Origin of the sequence: Streptomyces virginiae, from assembly GCF_040638905.1 — a bacterium.
Classification (GTDB): Bacteria; Actinomycetota; Actinomycetes; order Streptomycetales; family Streptomycetaceae; genus Streptomyces; species Streptomyces virginiae_B.
In genome coordinates, this window is sequence record NZ_JBEZYV010000024.1 from 14117 (window position 1) to 27597 (window position 13481).

The 13481-nt window shown below is 70.8% G+C and carries 17 protein-coding genes; 4 read left to right on the forward strand and 13 right to left on the reverse strand.

Going from position 1 to position 13481, the window contains the following annotated elements; all coding sequences use genetic code 11:
• Nucleotides 1-198 precede the first annotated feature (198 nt).
• The 4 genes from AB0F82_RS26960 to AB0F82_RS26975 all read right to left on the reverse strand — a co-directional run bounded on the left by AB0F82_RS26960 (nt 199) and on the right by AB0F82_RS26975 (nt 3022).
• Nucleotides 199-471 (reverse strand): DUF4229 domain-containing protein, encoded by a 273-nt coding sequence (locus AB0F82_RS26960; protein WP_390075943.1) that lies wholly within the window; start codon nt 469-471, stop codon nt 199-201.
• Between the two features lie 207 nt (nt 472-678).
• On the reverse strand, nt 679-1203 hold the full coding sequence (locus AB0F82_RS26965; RefSeq protein WP_362632008.1) for a GNAT family N-acetyltransferase: 525 nt from the start codon (nt 1201-1203) through the stop codon (nt 679-681).
• Between the two features lie 138 nt (nt 1204-1341).
• On the reverse strand, nt 1342-2505 hold the full coding sequence (gene mqnE / locus AB0F82_RS26970) for an aminofutalosine synthase MqnE (RefSeq protein WP_030026283.1): 1164 nt from the start codon (nt 2503-2505) through the stop codon (nt 1342-1344).
• A gap of 61 nt (nt 2506-2566) precedes the next feature.
• Entirely contained in the window at nt 2567-3022 is a 456-nt protein-coding gene (locus AB0F82_RS26975; RefSeq protein WP_030026281.1) for an Lrp/AsnC family transcriptional regulator, read from the reverse strand.
• A 122-nt stretch (nt 3023-3144) separates the two neighbouring features.
• Between AB0F82_RS26975 and AB0F82_RS26980 the strand changes: the two genes are divergently transcribed.
• The gene (locus tag AB0F82_RS26980; RefSeq protein WP_356814883.1) at nt 3145-3279 is read left to right on the forward strand and encodes a hypothetical protein; all 135 of its coding nucleotides are present in this window, start codon (nt 3145-3147) and stop codon (nt 3277-3279) included.
• On the opposite strand, the gene AB0F82_RS26985 is transcribed toward AB0F82_RS26980, so the two are convergent.
• Nucleotides 3276-3968 carry a UbiX family flavin prenyltransferase gene (locus AB0F82_RS26985; RefSeq protein ID WP_356814870.1) on the reverse strand — a complete coding sequence of 231 codons (693 nt, stop codon included), beginning with the start codon at nt 3966-3968 and terminating at the stop codon, nt 3276-3278. The genes AB0F82_RS26980 and AB0F82_RS26985 overlap by 4 nt on opposite strands.
• A gap of 86 nt (nt 3969-4054) precedes the next feature.
• Here AB0F82_RS26985 and AB0F82_RS26990 point away from each other — a divergent pair, with 86 nt between their 5' ends.
• Nucleotides 4055-4660: a rhomboid family intramembrane serine protease gene (locus AB0F82_RS26990; protein ID WP_362632011.1), complete on the forward strand. Its 606-nt coding sequence runs from the start codon at nt 4055-4057 to the stop codon at nt 4658-4660.
• 42 nt (nt 4661-4702) lie between these two features.
• On the opposite strand, the gene mqnP is transcribed toward AB0F82_RS26990, so the two are convergent.
• Genes mqnP through AB0F82_RS27005 form a run of 3 tightly spaced genes read right to left on the reverse strand, consistent with a single transcriptional unit; the run spans nt 4703 to nt 7577 of the window.
• On the reverse strand, nt 4703-5626 hold the full coding sequence (mqnP, locus tag AB0F82_RS26995) for a menaquinone biosynthesis prenyltransferase MqnP (protein ID WP_390075869.1): 924 nt from the start codon (nt 5624-5626) through the stop codon (nt 4703-4705).
• The gene (locus tag AB0F82_RS27000) at nt 5623-6123 is read right to left on the reverse strand and encodes a hypothetical protein (protein ID WP_356814868.1); all 501 of its coding nucleotides are present in this window, start codon (nt 6121-6123) and stop codon (nt 5623-5625) included. The genes mqnP and AB0F82_RS27000 overlap by 4 nt, the downstream gene beginning before the upstream one ends.
• Nucleotides 6120-7577, reverse strand: a complete 1458-nt coding sequence (locus tag AB0F82_RS27005) for a menaquinone biosynthesis decarboxylase (protein WP_356814867.1) — start codon at nt 7575-7577, stop codon at nt 6120-6122. The genes AB0F82_RS27000 and AB0F82_RS27005 overlap by 4 nt, the downstream gene beginning before the upstream one ends.
• A gap of 90 nt (nt 7578-7667) precedes the next feature.
• Here AB0F82_RS27005 and AB0F82_RS27010 point away from each other — a divergent pair, with 90 nt between their 5' ends.
• On the forward strand, nt 7668-7979 hold the full coding sequence (locus AB0F82_RS27010; protein ID WP_356814866.1) for a PLD nuclease N-terminal domain-containing protein: 312 nt from the start codon (nt 7668-7670) through the stop codon (nt 7977-7979).
• Here the strand turns inward: AB0F82_RS27010 and AB0F82_RS27015 are convergent.
• Complete coding sequence (locus tag AB0F82_RS27015) at nt 7976-9070, reverse strand: hypothetical protein (RefSeq protein WP_362632015.1); 1095 nt, start codon at nt 9068-9070, stop codon at nt 7976-7978. The two genes, AB0F82_RS27010 and AB0F82_RS27015, sit on opposite strands and share 4 nt — an antisense overlap.
• Nucleotides 9071-9189: 119 nt before the next feature.
• The gene (locus tag AB0F82_RS27020) at nt 9190-9573 is read right to left on the reverse strand and encodes a cupin domain-containing protein (RefSeq protein WP_362632016.1); all 384 of its coding nucleotides are present in this window, start codon (nt 9571-9573) and stop codon (nt 9190-9192) included.
• A gap of 77 nt (nt 9574-9650) precedes the next feature.
• Here AB0F82_RS27020 and AB0F82_RS27025 point away from each other — a divergent pair, with 77 nt between their 5' ends.
• Nucleotides 9651-10115, forward strand: coding sequence for a MarR family winged helix-turn-helix transcriptional regulator (locus AB0F82_RS27025; RefSeq protein ID WP_362632018.1), 465 nt, complete (start codon nt 9651-9653; stop codon nt 10113-10115).
• A 16-nt stretch (nt 10116-10131) separates the two neighbouring features.
• Here AB0F82_RS27025 and AB0F82_RS27030 read toward each other — a convergent pair whose 3' ends face one another.
• The 3 genes from AB0F82_RS27030 to resB are packed head-to-tail and all read right to left on the reverse strand — an operon-like array spanning nt 10132 to nt 13479.
• Nucleotides 10132-10647, reverse strand: coding sequence for an SRPBCC domain-containing protein (locus AB0F82_RS27030; RefSeq protein ID WP_356814862.1), 516 nt, complete (start codon nt 10645-10647; stop codon nt 10132-10134).
• Between the two features lie 25 nt (nt 10648-10672).
• Complete coding sequence (gene ccsB / locus AB0F82_RS27035; RefSeq protein WP_356814861.1) at nt 10673-11755, reverse strand: c-type cytochrome biogenesis protein CcsB; 1083 nt, start codon at nt 11753-11755, stop codon at nt 10673-10675.
• Nucleotides 11752-13479 (reverse strand): cytochrome c biogenesis protein ResB, encoded by a 1728-nt coding sequence (resB, locus tag AB0F82_RS27040; RefSeq protein WP_362632021.1) that lies wholly within the window; start codon nt 13477-13479, stop codon nt 11752-11754. Before resB ends, ccsB begins: the two co-directional genes overlap by 4 nt.
• Between the last annotated feature and the right edge of the window lie 2 nt (nt 13480-13481).

The following is a 13481-nucleotide window of genomic DNA, read 5'->3' on the forward strand; positions in this document are numbered from 1 at the left end:
CGTGATCATCGGGTGCGCAGCTGTGGTCAACATGTTGAACACGCTAACACTTCTCCTTTGAGAATCTCAAAGGGGCCCTTTGAGACAGCGGCGCACGGGGCCCTCTTGCGCGGACCCGGAAAACACCAACGCCCCAGCGTTACGGGCGGTATACCCGGTGCTGGGGCGGTTCGATGTGTGATGAAGCCAACTGGGGCGCTATGACCCGACGCGCGCCGCGTCGTCCGCCCGGTCCTCCTGGCTGCGGTTGGCGGCGAGCTTCTCCTTCGCACCCGCGACGCGCCCGGAGATCTGCGCGGACATCTCGTCGCGCTGCTTGCGCAGGAGGACGAAGGAGAGCGGGGCGGAGAGGACGAGGGCGAGCAGCACGACCCAGGCGCCGTTGGCGTCGCCGAGTCCGGCGGGCACCCAGCGGAGCCGGACGAGGACGGCGACGACGGCGAGGCAGCCGACGAAGATGCCCAGGCGCATCGCGGTGTATCGGATCGTTGCGCTCGGCTTGAGGGACACGGTGACCCCTTCTCTCTCGTCGTGGCGTTGGTGGTCGGTACGTCGTGCGTCGCACGGTGCCCGTCCAGTGAAGCACGCCGCAGCCCGCCCGCGGCCCGCCGGGGTGCGCGGGCGGCACACCTCGGCACCTCCCCGGCCGTGCGGCGGGCCCGTGCGCGGCCTCGGCCGTCAGTACAGCGGCAGCAGCATCGTGATGTCGTCGCGGTCGTCGCCGGGGGCCACCCGGACGGCGCCGGGGACGCGGCCGACCTCCTTGTAGCCGCAGGAGGAGTAGAAGTGCTCCAGTCCGAGGCCGCCGCGGCAGGTGAGGCGGACCGCGTCGATGCCCTCGACGGAGCGGGCGGCGGCTTCGGTCGCGGCCATGAGCTCGCGGCCGAACCCCTTGCCCTGGTGACGCGGGTGGACCATCACCGTGTAGGCCCACAGCCAGTGCCGCTGGAGGCGGTGCGCGTTGTGGGTGAGGAAGGATGTGGCGGCGACCGCGCCGTCCTGGTCGTGCCCGACGAGCAGCCGGCAGGTCCCGTCGGCGACGGCGGCCAGGTGCTTGTCGAGCGAGGGGCGGACGTCGTCGTAGGTGACCGGCGGCACGAAGCCCACGGCGCCGCCCGCGTTGGAGACGTCCGCCCAGAGTTCGAGGATTCCATCACGCAGGGAGGGTCCGACGACCGGATCCAGGGTGAAAGTAAGGGTCATTGAACAAGTTTACCCATTACCTAATCCGCCCGTCCAGAAAAAGCTAAACCCCGGCCCATGGGCCGGGGTTAACTCGCCGGGAGCGGCTCTGGCGCCTCTGACGCCTTTGACGCCTTTGGCGCCTCTGGCGCGCGCCGGTCAGACGCGCATCGCCTGCGGGGTCTCGCGCAGGTCCGCGTCCGGGCCGGGGTACTCGCGGATGATCTCGTAGCGCGTGTTGCGCTCGACCGGCCGGAAGCCGGCCTCCCGGATCAGCTCCAGCAGGTCCTCACGACCCAGCTTGTTCGGGGTGCCGTAGTTGTCCGCGTCGTGGGTGATCTTGTACTCGACGACCGAGCCGTCCATGTCGTCCGCGCCGTGCTGGAGCGCGAGCTGGGCGGTCTGCACGCCGTGCATCACCCAGAAGACCTTCACGTGCGGCACGTTGTCGAAGAGCAGTCGCGAGACGGCGAAGGTCTTCAGCGCCTCGGCGCCGGTGGCCATCGTCGTGCGCGCCTGCAGCTTGTTGCGCACCTTGCCGTCCTGCATGTCCACGAAGTCGTGCTGGTAGCGCAGCGGGATGAAGACCTGGAAGCCTCCGGTCTCGTCCTGGAGCTCGCGCAGGCGCAGCACGTGGTCCACGCGGTGGCGCGGCTCCTCGATGTGCCCGTACAGCATCGTCGAGGGGGTCTTGAGGCCCTTCGAGTGCGCGAGACGGTGGATGCGCGACCAGTCCTCCCAGTGGGTGCGGTGGTCGACGATGTGCTGGCGGACCTCCCAGTCGAAGATCTCCGCGCCGCCGCCGGTGAGGGACTCCAGGCCGGCCTCGATCAGCTCGTCCAGGATGTCGGAGGCCGACATGCCGGAGATCGTCTCGAAGTGGTGGATCTCGGTCGCCGTGAAGGCCTTCAGCGAGACGTTCGGCAGCGCCTTCTTCAGCTCGGAGAGCGAGCGCGGGTAGTAGCGCCACGGCAGGTTCGGGTGCAGGCCGTTGACGATGTGCAGCTCGGTGAGGTTCTCCGTCTCCATGGCCTTGGCCAGGCGCACGGCCTCCTCGATGCGCATCGTGTACGCGTCCTTCTCGCCCGGCTTGCGCTGGAACGAGCAGTACGCGCACGACGCGGTGCACACGTTGGTCATGTTGAGGTGGCGGTTGACGTTGAAGTGGACCACGTCACCGTTCTTGCGCGTGCGCACCTCGTGGGCGAGGCCGCCGAGCCAGGCCAGGTCGTCCGACTCGTAGAGGGCGATGCCGTCCTCCCGGGTCAGCCGCTCGCCGGAGCGGACCTTCTCCTCCAGCTCACGCTTGAGCCCAGCGTCCATGTACCGGTCGCCTCCTCTAGATGCCTCTTGCCTGTCCTGCAAACCCTGACCAACCGTACTCTCAGGCTTCCTCGGGCAGCTCCCCGACCCGGTTCTCCCACTTCGTGGAGAGCACGATGGTGGTGCGGGTGCGCGAGACGCCCTTGGTTCCGGAGAGCTTACGGATGATCTTCTCCAGGCCGTCCACGTCGCTGGCGCGCACCTTGAGCATGTAGGAGTCGTCACCGGCGATGAACCAGCAGTCCTCGATCTCCGCGAGGTCGCGCAGCCGCCGGGCCACGTCCTCGTGGTCGGCGGCGTCGGAGAGGGAGATGCCGATCAGCGCGGTGACGCCGAGGCCGAGCGAGGCCGAGTCGACCGTCGCGCGGTAACCGGTGATGACGCCGGCCGTCTCCAGCCGGTTGATGCGGTCGGTGACGCTGGGGCCGGAGAGGCCCACGAGACGGCCCAGCTCCGCGTACGAGGCGCGACCGTTCTCCCGGAGTGCCTGGATGAGCTGCCTGTCCACCGTGTCCATTACGTGGAGCCTTCCATTATTCGGCGATCCTGCAAGTCTAGGTATAGAATCTAAGGCACACAGGGTCAACACCCTGTGATTTCATTCAACAGATCAGCGACGATCTTCAGGAGTGGTACACCGTGTTCACGATCGAGATGGCGCACGCACACATGCGAGAGCTCCAGGAGCTGGCCAACCGATCCCGTGCCCACCAGCCCGCCGCGGCCGTCCGCGTCGACAAGGCCCGCAAGCCGCTGGGCCGCAAGAAGGCCTAGTCACCGCCGCTTGCCCCCCGGGGGGAGCGGGAGCCTCCCAGCTCCCCCTCCCAGCGGCGGTACAGCCGGTGCGGCACCCCTGCCGCGTCCAGCACCCGCCCGGCGACGAAGTCCACCAGATCCTGGATGTGCGTCGCACCCGCGTAGAACGCCGGAGAGGCGGGCAGCACGACCGCGCCGGCCTCGTCCAGCGCCACCAGGTGCTTCAGCGTCTGCCCGTTCAGCGGGGTCTCCCGCACCGCGACCACCAGCCGGCGCCGCTCCTTGAGCGTCACGCTCGCCACGCGCTGGAGCAGGTCCTTCGACAGCCCGAGCGCCACTCCCGCCACGCACGCCGTGGAGGCGGGGACGATGAGCATCCCCTTGGCCGGGTACGAGCCCGAGCTCGGGCCCGCGGCCAGATCCCCGGCGGCCCAGTACCGGACGTCCGCGTCGGCCGCCAGGCCCTCGAAGGTCCCCGGCTTTCCGTCGGCTCCGCGTGCCAGCCATTGCGCGAGGTCCTCGCGCCAGTGCGCGTCGCGGAAGGCGATCTGGGTCTCGTCCAGCAGGGTGAGGCGCGATGCCCGGCTCACGACCAGGTCGACGCTCTCCCCCGCGGCGAGCAGCCCGCGGAGCACCGCCGCCGCGTACGGCGTCCCGGACGCTCCGGAAACCCCGACCACCCACGGGGTGCGATTGCGCTCTGTCATACCTCCGAGACTATCCGGCCATGCCCGGCGGGCACTCAGTAAGGTGACCGCACGTTCCCGTGAGGGGAGCCGCGAAGGGGGCGAAGATGAGCACGACGGTGGATACCGGCTGGACGCAGACCGGCCGGGCCAAGGCCGCGGCCAAGCTGATGCTGGGCTGGGTGGCCCTGCTGTGGGTCCTGGAGGCCGTCGACCACGCCACCGGGCACGCCCTCGACCAGTACGGGATCGTCGCCCGCGACCCCGACAGCCTCAGCGGCGTGGTCTCCGCGGCCTTCCTCCACTTCGGCTTCGACCACGTCGCGTCCAACAGCGTCCCGCTGCTGGTCCTCGGCTTCATAGCCGCCCTGTCCGGGATCCGCCGGTTCCTCGCGGTGTGCGGCCTGATCCTGCTGGCCGACGGCCTCGGCACCTGGCTGATATCGCCGTCCGGGACCATGACGCTCGGCGCCTCCGGCATCGTCTTCGGGCTCTTCGGCTACCTGCTCGTACGGGGCTTCGTCGAGCGCAAGGCGCTGGGCATCGCGGTGGCCGTGGGCGTCGCCGCCGTCTGGGGCACCACGATCGTCTCCGGCATCCTCCCGACGGACTCGGGCGTGAGCTGGCAGGGCCACCTGTGCGGTCTGGTGGCGGGCATCGTGACGGCCCTCTGCTTCCGCCGGCCGGCCCACCGCCCGGCCGTCGCGGCCTGAGGACGGCGGGGTCACGGCCTGACGACGGCGGGGCCCGCCGGGCTACACGGTCAGGCCGCGGACCACGAGGTCGGCCAGGGCGCACGCGAAGAGGGCGATGCCGATGAAGCCGTTGACCGTGAAGAAGGCCCGGTTCAGGCGGGACAGGTCGTCGGGCGTCACGATGGTGTGCTCGTAGACGAAGGCGGCGACGACGATCGCCAGGCCGGCCCAGAACAGCGGGCCGGCGTCCGTGGCGAGCGCGTACCAGGCCAGCAGGGCCGTCGTCGCGACGTGCGAGCCGCGCGCCCCCCAGAGGGCGGCCGGGACGCCGAAGCGGGCCGGGACGGACTTGACGCCTTCCGCGCGGTCGGCGGCCACGTCCTGGCAGGCGAAGATCAGGTCGAAGCCGCCGATCCACACGCCGACCGCCAGGCCCAGGACGACCGCGTCCCAGGACCACTCGCCGGTGACCGCCAGCCAGGCCCCGACCGGGCCCATCGCCTGGGCAAGCCCCAGGATGGCGTGCGGGAAGTTCGTGAACCGCTTGCCGTACGGATAGACGACCATCGGGACGACGGCGACCGGCGCCAGCGCCAGGCACAGCGGGTTCAGCAGGGCCGCCGAGCCGAGGAAGACCACGAGCGCGATCGCGGCTCCGGTCCAGGCCGAGCGGACCGACACCGCGCCGGTGACCAGCTCGCGCCCCGCGGTCCGCGGATTGCGGGCGTCGATCTCGCGGTCGATGATCCGGTTCGCGGCCATGGCGAAGGTGCGCAGCCCCACCATGCACACGGTGACGAGGAGCAGCTTGCCCCAGTGCACGGTCCGGTCGAGCTGGAACATGGCGGTCAGGGCCGCGATGTAGGCGAACGGCAGCGCGAAGACCGAGTGCTCGATCATCACCAGCCGCAGGAAGGCCTTGACCTTGCCGTCGGCCCGCGGCGCCGGGCCGGGCCCGAGGACGTCTTCCGCGGTGGTCATCATGCGAAGCTCCGGCGGAAGGAGGCCACCTCGTCGCGGAGTTCGGCGACGGGCAGGGTGCCCAGTTCCAGCTCCAGCGGGCCGCTCTCGCCCGCCGGTGCGTCCCCGCCGGGCGGCGGTACGACCCGGGCGGTCAGGGCGACCCGGTCGTCACCGGCCGCGTCGACGGTGACGGTGAGGGCGCCGTCGGACAGCTCCAGTTCGGCGCCCCCACCGGTGCCGGCACCGGACAGGGCGGCCATCAGCTCCTCGGTGAAGACCGCCACGTCCCCGTCGGACAGCTCCGGCAGTTCGAAGGAGCGGCCCTCGCCGTCCTGGCGGTCCGCCATCACCTGCCAGACGTCGGACGGGCCGGCGAACTCCTCCGGGGTGACACCGGCCTGCTCCGCGGCGAACCGCAGCCCGAAGTCGTTCACGTCGAGCTCCGGGCGCACCAGTGCCACGCACGGCGTGCCGTCGCCGAGGAACAGGGCGGGGCCGCCCACAGCAATCGGGCTCACAGGCCGTACTCCTTCCAGCGGCGGTCCACCAGGGCGGCGGTCGCCGGGTCCGACTCCACCATGTCCGGCCAGCCGCCGTCGCGGGTGTAGCCCTCCTCGGGCAGCTTCTTCGTCGCGTCGATGCCCGCCTTGCCGCCCCAGAACTGCTGGTACGAGGCGTGGTCGAGGTGGTCCACCGGGCCCTCGACGACCGTGAGGTCGCGGGAGTAGTCCGTGTTGCCGAGGGCCCGCCAGGACACCTCGTGCAGGTCGTGGACGTCGCAGTCCTTGTCCACCACGATGATCAGTTTGGTCAGCGACATCATGTGGGCGCCCCAGATGGCGTGCATGACCTTCTGCGCGTGCTTGGGGTACTTCTTGTCGATCGAGACGATCGCGCAGTTGTGGAAGCCGCCGGACTCGGGCAGGTGGTAGTCCACGATGTCCGGGACGATGATCTTCAGCAGGGGCAGGAAGAACCGCTCCGTCGCGCGGCCCAGCGGGCCGTCCTCGGTCGGCGGGCGTCCCACCACGATCGACTGGAGCAGCGGCCGCTTGCGCATCGTGATGCAGTCGATCTTCAGGGCCGGGAAGGGCTCCTGCGGGGTGTAGAAGCCCGTGTGGTCGCCGAAGGGGCCCTCCGGGAGCATCTCGCCGGGCTCCAGCCAGCCCTCGACGACGACCTCCGCGTTGGCCGGGACCTGGAGCGGGACGGTCTTGCAGTCGACCATCTCGATCCGCTTGCCCGCGACGAAGCCGGCGAAGAGGTACTCGTCGATGTCGCCCGGCAGCGGAGCGGTGGACGCGTACGTGACGGCGGGCGGGCAGCCGAAGGCGATCGCGACCGGCAGCCGCTCGCCCTTGGCCGCGGCGACGGCGTAGTGGTTGCGGCTGTCCTTGTGGATCTGCCAGTGCATGCCGATGGTGCGCCTGTCGTGGCGCTGCAACCGGTAGAGGCCGAGGTTGCGCACGCCCGTCTCGGGGTGCTTGGTGTGGGTGAGGCCGAGGTTGAAGAAGGAGCCGCCGTCCTTCGGCCAGGTGAAGAGGGCCGGCAGCAGGTCCAGGTCGACGTCGTCGCCGGTGAGGACGACCTCCTGGACGGGCGCGGAGTCGCCCTTCACCTTCTTCGGCGGCACGTGGACCATCGAGCCGAGCTTGCCGAAGGCCTCGCGGACCCCGATGAAGCCCTGCGGCAGCTCCGGCTTGAGCAGGCCGCCGATCTTCTCGCTGATCTCGGCGTAGGACTTCAGGCCCAGGGCCTTCAGGAGGCGGCGGTCGGTGCCGAACACGTTCATGGCCAGCGGCATCGCCGAGCCCTTGACGTTCTCGAAGAGGAGCGCGGGGCCGCCCGCCTTGTTCACTCTGTCGACGATCTCCCCGACCTCCAGGTACGGGTCGACTTCGGCCTTGATGCGCTTGAGGTCGCCCTCTCGCTCCAGAGCCCGGAGCAGCGAGCGGAGATCGTCGTAAGCCATAGGGGCCAGTATCCGTCACCAACTACGCTGGGAGCGTCACCGGGGCCCCCTGCGGGCCCGCCGTCACTGCCCGGGAGTCGGTCCCACACCGTGCTGCGCTATCTGCCGTTCCTGCTGATCATCGCGCTGACCATCTACGCCTTCATCGACTGCCTGAACACACCGGAGGAAGAGGTCAAGCACCTGCCCAAGGCGATGTGGGTGCTCATCATCCTGCTCTTCTCCATCGTGGGACCGGTGGTGTGGCTGTTCGCGGGCAAGAAGCGGGTGGCCTCCGGCGGTGGGCGCGGCCCCCGGGGCCGGAGCCGGTGGGTGGCTCCGGACGACAACCCGGAGTTCCTGAAGTTCCTGCGCGAGGAGCAGGAGAACAAGGACCGCGACAAGGACAAGGACTCCGACTAGTCGGCGTCGGCGGGGTCCGTGCGGGGCAGCGCGCCGACGAGCCACCGCATGTTCCGGGGTGTGACGGCTATGAGCACCTCGCGCTCCCCGTCGCGGCACTGGGCCACCAGGCAGGCGCGGCCGACGTCGTTCGCGACGATGGCATCGGGATCCGAGGGCAGCAGCCGCCGGACCCGCTCCAACACCAGCCCGGCGGGCAGCGGGTCGCGCCGGAAGGCGCCGGTGGGGTCGTTGGTGAAGGCGAGCACCCCCGGGCCCACGACGAGGTGGCTGTGGGCGTACGTACCGCCGGGGCCGCTGCGGTCACCGAGCACCAGCGCCGGGAAGACGTGCTCCCGCCCGTCGCGGCGCGGCGCCACCTCGATCACCTCGCCCCGGTCCACCTGGGACCGGCAGAGGGCGACGGTGATGCACAGCAGCACGGCGGCGGCGACGGCCGTCCAGAACAGGCTCTGGGGCACGCCGTCGGTCAACATGGCTGTGAAGGGCGCGGCGACGGCGACCGTCACGAGCCAGACGTACGGGACGGCGGCCCCCGGCGGCGCATTGCGCAGGGAGCGCGTGGAGAAGGCTGCGGTCCACGTCACGAGCCACAGCACGCCCGCACCGGCGAAGACCAGGCCCAGCGCCCAGGCCAGGGGCGCCTGGTGGGCGTCGCGCGGGTGGTCGGTGGTAAGGGAGCTGCCGGCGCTCGGGCCGTTGCCGTACTGGACCGCGGTGACCGCGCCCCGCCAGGCGACCAGCCGGACGGGCCTGTCCGCGGGGAAGTGCCTCTCGTCGGGTTTGTAGTCCAGGGTGATCACCTGGCTGGTCCCGTCGGCCGTCGCGAACTCGATGTCGGCGTGCCGGAGGCTGCCGTTGTCCAAGCGCCCCACCACCGTCGCGGGAGCCGCACTCAGGCAGTCCCGCGTCTGTCCCCGGGCGCACGGGGTCGCGGCCTCGAAGGCGCGTTGCGTGTCCACGGCGTTCGCGACGGGGCCGAGCAGCAGCCCGGCCCCGGCCAGTACCGACGCCAGCCCGACGGCGGCGACCGCGACGAACGCGGACCGTTTGCGCGGCTCCCCGGTCGTCCCCCCGTTGTTTTCGATCATGCTGGTCAGCATGCCCGGGGGGCCGCTCGCCGCGTCCCGGACCGGAAGGTCTGTTACGGACCCCGGACGGGGAGGCGGCGGTTCCGTCACACGCCCCCGGGCGGGGGCGCGGCAGGGTCCTACCGGGCCCAAGGGAGGGCGCGGGTGCCCTCCTCGCCCGGCACCGACACCACGCCGTCCGCGCGCATCGCGACGTAGGCCTGGAAGGTCTCGGCGGCGTGGATCCGGCGCGGCACGTCCGCGGGCAGGACCAGGGTCTGGCCGGCGGTGACCTTCTCGGTGCGGCCGTCGCAGGTGGCCTCCAGGGAGCCGGCGGTCAGGGTCCAGACCTGCTCGCGGCTGACCGAGTGCTCGGGGCCGGTGGCGCCGGCGGGCATGTCGACGTGCCAGGTGGACAGCTCGGAGCTGCCGCGACTGGGGGCGGCGAACGCGGTCATGGTGGCGTTCGGGGTGGTGGTGACGTTCTCGGGGGAAGCGGCGATCACGTGCAAGGCGGGGCCCATTCTTCTCGGCTACTTAGTCAAGGTGCTTTACTCGCAGTGAGTAAAGCACCTTGACTCAGTCGTGTCACCATATTTGCGTGACGAGAGACGACTACGCCGGCGTCGAGCTGACCTTCCTGCTCGGCCTGGGCTTCCAACTGGTGCTGGGCGATTTCACCCGGCGCCTGGCCGACGCGGGCCAGGGCGACCTGCGGCCCGTGCACGGCATGGCCTTCCAGGCCCTGAAGGGCGACGGCGCCACCGCCACCGAGCTCGCCGAGCGGCTCGGGGTGACCAAACAGGCGGCCGGGCAGATCGTGGACGATCTGGAGAGGCGCGGCTACGTACGCCGCGAGCCGCACCCCGGGGGCGGCCGCCGCAAGCTGGTCGTGCTGACCGCGGCGGCCCGGGAACACCTCTTGGTCGCGGGCCGGGTCCTGCACGAGCTGGAGGCCGAGCTCGCGGGCAGCGCCGACGTCGGCGCCCTGCGCCGGGAGCTGTCGCGCGTCGTGCGCGCGCTCCACGGAGAGGAGGGGCTGCCGCCCCTGCGCCCGGTGTGGTGAACGCGGCCCCGGCGGTTCAGGAGGCCTTGCGGGCCCTGGTGAAGGACGCGTACGACTCGCGCAGCCGCGCCCAGCGGGCGTCCGTCCAGGTGGACCAGTCCGTCGGGCGTCCGGCCAGTGCGGCGTCCAGCAGCTCGAAGTGCTCGTGCCAGCCGGCCAGGCAGTCGAGGCGGTCCTCGTCGGATCCGCCGCGTTCGTTCAGGAACCGGATGACCGTCGAGTCGGTGCCGACGGCCTCCAGGTGGAAGCGGATCCGCCCGTGCTCGCTCACGGTGTACTCGGCGACGCGCTCGACGTCCCAGGCCGAGACGTGGCCGCTCACCACGGTCCCGGTGTTCAGCCAGCGCAGCGTGACGGCACCGCCGAGGTGCCGCTCCAGGACGTCGGCCTCGGCCAGCCAGCCGCGCAGCCCGTCGGGCGTGGTCAGGGCGTGCCAGAGGGCCTCATAGGCGTACGGCAGGTGCAGCTCGAAGCGGAGCAGCCAGTGGTTCTCGCCGCGCCGTTCGCTGGTGGCATGGCTCACGAGGGACATGCCACCAGCGTCCCACTCCCGACGGTCAGACGCCCGCGTACGAGTGCTTGCCGCTGAGCAGGATGTTCACGCCGTAGTAGTTCCAGATCCAGCAGGCGAAGGCGAAGAGCGCCAGGTAGGCGGCCTTGCGGCCCTTCCAGCCGGCGGTGGCGCGGGCGTGCAGGTAGCAGGCGTACGCCACCCAGGTCACGAAGGACCAGACCTCCTTGGGGTCCCAGCCCCAGTAGCGGCCCCAGGCGTCGCCGGCCCAGATCGCGCCCGCGATGATCGTGAAGGTCCACAGCGGGAAGACGGCCGCGTTGATGCGGTAGGAGAACTTGTCCAGCGAAGCGGCGGACGGCATCCGCTCCAGGATGGAGGAGGTGATCCTGCCGGGCTTGCCGCCGTCGGCGAGCTTGCCCTCGTAGGCGTCGCGGAAGAGGTAGAGGACCGCGCCGGCCGCGCCGAGGTAGAAGACGGCGCCGCAGAAGATGGCGGTGGAGACGTGGATCCACAGCCAGTACGAGTGCAGGGCCGGGACCAGCTGGTCGCTGTCGGTGTAGAGCCAGGTGACGGCGATGCCGAGGTCCAGAAGGACGGTGGTGACCAGGATCAGGCCCATCCAGCGGACGTTCTTCTTCAGGGCGAGGAGCGCCAGGTACGTGCCGACGGCCACCGTGGAGAAGGTGATCGAGAACTCGTACATGTTGCCCCAGGGGGCCCGCTCGACCGACATCGCGCGGGCGACGACTCCGGCCGCCTCGACGAGGAAGGCGAGCGCGGTCAGCGACACCGCGATCCGGCCGTACAGGTCGCCCTGCACCGTGCCGCCGGCGGCGCCGGGGCCGTCGGGCACGTCACGGGTGCCCGCGCCGGAGCGGGTGGTGACCTTCGGCCGGTCGAGGACCGCGGTGGCCCCGCCCTTGCCGCGGACCTGTACGGCCGGGGCCGGGGCCGCATCGGCGCCGGTGAGCGCGGCGGCCGTACGGGCCACCTTGCTGCGGCTGCCGAAGGTCCACTCGGCGATGTGCGCGAAGAAGGCGAGCGTGAAGACCGCCATCGACGAATAGATCAGGTAGTTGCTGATCTGAGCCAGGTTCTCGTTGGCTGCGGCTGCGAGCGGCGTCATCCGCGCTCTCCTTCAGGGGTTTCTTCGACACGTGGTTCGGCAGGTGCGGTGGGCGCGCTCGGCGCCTGCTGGTGCAGGGTGGCGGCGAGGTCCGCCAGTTCCTCGGGGAGCCGGGCGGACTCGCTGCGGCCCAGACCCGCCATCTCGACGACGGTGACGCCGTCCTTGCCGGTCACCGCACGGACCCAGACCCGTCGGCGCTGGATGAACAGCGATCCGGCGAGGCCCGCGATGGCGGCGATCGCGCCCCCGAGGGCGAGGGCGCTGCCGGGCTGGTGGGTGACGGAGAAGGTGGCCCACCGCTCGATGCCCTCGAACTTCACGGTGCCCGCGCCGTCCGGCAGGGTCATCGTGTCGCCGGGCGCCAGCTTCTGCTTGAACTGCTGGCCCGACCCGTCCTTGAACGGCACCAGCTTGGCGGTGTCGAGCCGGTAGACGTTCTGCGGCAGACCCGAGTCCACGCCGAGGCTGCCGTGGAAGGCGTTGAGCATGAGCCGCGGGTTCAAGGGGGCGGGGAACTGCGAGAACATCGTGCCCATGCCCTCGCCGGCGAAGGTCGGCACGAAGACGGCGTTGAAGCCGAGCTGCTCGCTCTTGCCGTCCTTGTCCTTGTAGCCGTCGGTGACCTTGACGGCTCCGGTGGAGGTGAGGTTGCCGTCCTGCGGGAGGACCGGGACGGCGTCCTTGTAGACCACCTTCCCGGTGGGGTCGGTCACCGAGATGATCGGCGCGTAGCCGTGGCCGAGCAGGTAGATCTTGGACCCGTCGACCTCAAGGGGCTTGTTGACCTGGATCTCGCGCTTCTGCGGTGCGCCGTGCGCGCCGTCACGGAAGGTGACGTACGCCTTGAAGTCGCGCGGGGTGCCCCGCTGCGGGCCGGACATCTCGTAGGTGGCGTCGAACCGGTCCAGCGTGAAGCTGAACGGCGGCAGGTCGTCCGGGTGGAAGAGCGTGCCGGGCTTGAAGTCGTCGTACTGGGTGAGCGTGTTGGAGAAGCCGCTGCCGCGCAGGACCAGCTTGCCGCCCTCGGACTTGAAGTACTGGCCCCAGGCGAAGGCCACCAGCATCACGATCAGCGAGACGTGGAAGACCAGGTTCCCGGCCTCGCGGAGGTAGCCCTTCTCCGCCGCCACGTGGTCCCCGCCCGCCTCGGTACGGAAGCGCCGCTCGCCGAGGAGCGTCTTCGCGAGCGCGAGGACCTCCTCCGGGGTCTTCCCGGTGCGCCAGGTGGTGTGGGCGGGCAGCCGGTCGAGGCGGCCCGGGGCACCCGGCGGGCGGCCGCGCAGCTGGCCGACGAACTGCCAGGCGCGCGGGATGATGCAGCCGATCAGCGAGATGAACAGCAGCAGGTAGATCGCGGAGAACCAGACCGAGCTGTAGACGTCGAAGAGCTGCAGCGCCTCGGCGATGCCGACGTAGGAGGAGTGCTCGTCCTTCCACTGCGCGACCTTCAGCGCGTCGACGTTGGTCTGCGGCACGAGGGAGCCGGGGATGGCGCCCAGCGACAGCAGGAAGAGCAGGATCAGCGCCACCCGCATGGAGGTGAGCTGCCGCCAGAACCAGCGGGCCCAGCCGATCACGCCGATGCCGACGGGACCGCGGTCCTCGACGGGTGCGGTGGAGAGCTGGGCGCCCGCGTCGCCGAGGGCGGCGGAGTCGCCGGGCTCGGCGGGCTCGGCGGGCTCGTGCGACGCCTCGGTGGACGCTTTGTCTGTCGTACTCATGT